3 protein-coding genes are annotated in these 3,254 nt (G+C 63.4%); 2 read left to right on the top strand and 1 reads right to left on the bottom strand.

Going from position 1 to position 3,254, the window contains the following annotated elements:
- A partial coding sequence (locus EN914_RS29410; protein ID WP_281034677.1) for a TRCF domain-containing protein occupies positions 1–1,418 on the top strand: 1,418 nt, incomplete at its 5' end.
- A gap of 134 nt (positions 1,419–1,552) precedes the next feature.
- On the top strand, positions 1,553–2,926 hold the full coding sequence (locus EN914_RS29405; RefSeq protein WP_013531905.1) for a class II 3-deoxy-7-phosphoheptulonate synthase: 1,374 nt from the start codon (positions 1,553–1,555) through the stop codon (positions 2,924–2,926).
- A gap of 69 nt (positions 2,927–2,995) precedes the next feature.
- Here EN914_RS29405 and EN914_RS29400 read toward each other — a convergent pair.
- On the bottom strand, positions 2,996–3,254 hold a 259-nt coding region (locus tag EN914_RS29400), incomplete at its 5' end, for an RES family NAD+ phosphorylase (protein WP_164778998.1).

The following is a 3,254-nucleotide window of genomic DNA, read 5'->3' as shown; positions in this document are numbered from 1 at the left end:
TGCCGATCCGCGTCGCCCAGGCGTCGCGGCTGGTCGGCGCCAAGGAACTGACCGAGACCAAGAAAGGCATCGCCGAAGGCCAGGTCGACATCGTCATCGGCACGCACGCGCTGCTCGGTTCCGCGATCTCGTTCAAGAACCTTGGTCTGCTGATCATCGACGAAGAGCAGCATTTTGGCGTCAAGCACAAGGAACGGCTGAAGGACCTGAAGACCGACGTGCACGTGCTGACGCTGTCGGCGACGCCGATCCCGCGAACGCTGCAACTGGCGTTGACCGGGGTGCGCGAGCTGTCGCTGATCGCCACGCCGCCGGTCGATCGCATGGCGGTGCGCACCTTCATATCGCCCTTCGATCCGCTGGTGATCCGCGAGACGCTGCTGCGCGAACGCTATCGCGGTGGCCATTCCTTCTATGTGGTGCCGCGCATCAGCGATCTCTCGGAAATACATGATTTCCTGAAGGAATCCGTGCCGGAGTTGAAGGTGGCGGTGGCTCATGGCCAGATGCCGCCGGGCGAACTCGACGACATCATGAATGCCTTTTATGACGGCCAGTACGACGTGCTGTTGTCGACCACCATCGTCGAATCCGGCCTTGATATTCCGACCGCCAACACGCTGATCATCCACCGCGCCGACATGTTCGGCCTGTCGCAGCTCTACCAATTGCGCGGCCGCGTCGGCCGTTCGAAGGTGCGGGCCTACGCGCTGTTCACGCTGCCAGCCAACCGCAAGCTGACGGACACCGCCGAGCGGAGGCTCAAGGTGCTGCAATCGCTCGACACTCTGGGCGCCGGCTTCCAACTGGCCAGCCACGACCTCGATATCAGAGGCGCCGGCAATCTTCTCGGCGAGGAGCAGTCCGGACACATCAAGGAGGTCGGCTTCGAACTCTACCAGCAGATGCTGGAAGAAGCCGTCGCCGAGGTGAAGGATTCGGGCGAGGTGCAGGATGGCGGCTGGTCGCCGCAGATTGCCGTCGGCACGGCGGTGATGATCCCGGAAAGCTATGTTCCGGACCTGCAGCTCCGGCTGGCGCTTTATCGCCGTCTCGGCGATCTCGAAAACACCGAGGAAATCGACGCTTTCGGCGCCGAGCTGATCGACCGCTTCGGCCCGCTGCCGGAGGAGGTGAAGCATCTGTTGAAGATCGTCTTCATCAAGGCGCTCTGCCGCAAGGCCAATGTCGAAAAACTCGACGCCGGGCCGAAGGGCGTCGTCATCCATTTCCGCAAGCGCGAATTCTCCAACCCGGTCGGGCTGGTCAAGTTCATTGGCGAACAGGGATCGTTGGCCAAGATCCGGCCGGACCACAGTGTCGTCTTCGTGCGCGACTGGCCGACAGCCGAGAAGAGGCTGGCGGGCTCGGCGGTCGTCATGACGCAGTTGGCACGGCTGGTGGAGAAGGCGGCGTAGCTAGCCTCGGACCATTCGCCAGCGCTGAAATTCCGGTCTAGAATAGGAAATCGGCTTCGTGTATGGAGCCGCGATCCCCAATTGGGGCGGGAATGGCGGAGTATAGGCCGCTGGAAAGAGCGTTGGGTGCAGCGATGACGAAATGGTCGCCGAATTCGTGGAGAGCAAAGCCGATCAAGCAGGTTCCTGCTTATCCGGACCTCGCCGCGCTGAAGAACACGGAAGCCCAGCTCGCAACCTTTCCGCCGCTGGTTTTTGCCGGTGAGGCGCGCAAGCTCAAGAAGCAGCTCGCTTCGGTCGCTGCCGGTGACGCATTCCTCCTTCAGGGTGGCGATTGCGCCGAGAGCTTCGCCGAGCACGGCGCAGACAACATCCGCGACTTCTTCCGCGTCTTCCTGCAGATGTCGGTGGTGCTGACCTTCGCCGGCGCGCAGCCGGTGGTCAAGGTCGGCCGCGTTGCCGGCCAGTTCGCCAAGCCGCGCTCGTCCGACAACGAGACCAAGGGCGAGGTGACGCTGCCCAGCTATCGCGGCGACATCATCAACGGCATCGAATTCGACCCGAAGTCGCGCATTCCGGATCCCGCTCGCCAGGAGATGGCGTACCGCCAGTCGGCGGCGACGCTCAACCTTCTGCGCGCCTTCGCGCAAGGCGGCTATGCCAGCCTGGAGAATGTGCACCGCTGGATGCTCGGCTTCGTGTCCGACAGCCCGCAGGGCGAGAAATACGAGTCGCTCGCCAACCGCATCACCGAGACGATGGACTTCATGAAGGCCGTCGGCATCACTTCGGAAACCAACTACGCGCTGCGCGAGACCGATTTCTATACCAGCCATGAGGCGCTGCTGCTCGGCTACGAGGAGGCGCTGACGCGTGTCGATTCGACCTCCGGCGACTGGTACGCTACCTCGGGCCATATGATCTGGATCGGCGACCGCACCCGCCAGCCCGACCATGCGCATGTCGAATATTGCCGCGGCATCAAGAACCCGCTCGGCCTGAAATGCGGTCCGTCGCTGACGCCGGACGGCTTGCTGGAACTGATCGACTTGCTCAACCCCGAAAATGAACCCGGCCGGCTGACGCTGATTGCACGTTTCGGCTCCGACAAGGTCGCCGACCATCTGCCGAAGCTGGTTCGCGCGGTGCAGAAGGAAGGCCGCTCCGTGGTGTGGTCGTCGGACCCGATGCACGGCAACACGATCGAGGCCGCCGGCTACAAGACGCGGCCGTTCGACCGCATCCTGAAGGAGGTTCAGACCTTCTTCGAAGTGCACCGCGCCGAAGGCACGCATCCGGGCGGCATCCATGTCGAGATGACCGGCAAGAACGTCACCGAATGCACCGGTGGCGCGCGCGCCATCACCGCCGAGGAGTTGCAGGACCGCTACCACACCCATTGCGACCCGCGCCTCAACGCCGACCAGGCGATCGAACTGGCGTTCCTGGTGTCAGACCTGCTCAAGAAGAGCCACCCGGTGCAGCACAAGCAGGTTGCGAACGGTTAAGCTCGATTTCGGCCTGAACGGCTGACGGAAAAAGCGCTGGAGAAATCCGGCGCTTTTCTTTTGGTTGGTTCAGTGCCCGCGTTCCCAGCGCAGGCCGGCGAGTCTGGGGTCAGCAAACGCCGTCCTTGAAAACTCGATGCGCTTTTCCGGAAACTCGCAGATCGCCTGCACGCCGAACGCCCCAAGCCGGATGCGCCAGGTCCGCGGCTCCAGCGGCTTTGCCTTGGCAAAGCCGCGGCAGGTCAGCAGCGCAATGTTGGCGCCCTTGGGATCGCGCGCCGAGCGGTAGCGGATCGCCTCCAGCCCGGCCTCGCGGGCAGTATCGGCA

Source organism: Mesorhizobium sp. M7A.F.Ca.CA.001.08.2.1, assembly GCF_003998455.1.
Classification (GTDB): domain Bacteria; phylum Pseudomonadota; class Alphaproteobacteria; order Rhizobiales; family Rhizobiaceae; genus Mesorhizobium; species Mesorhizobium ciceri.
This window is presented reverse-complemented; position numbering and strand designations above follow the sequence as displayed.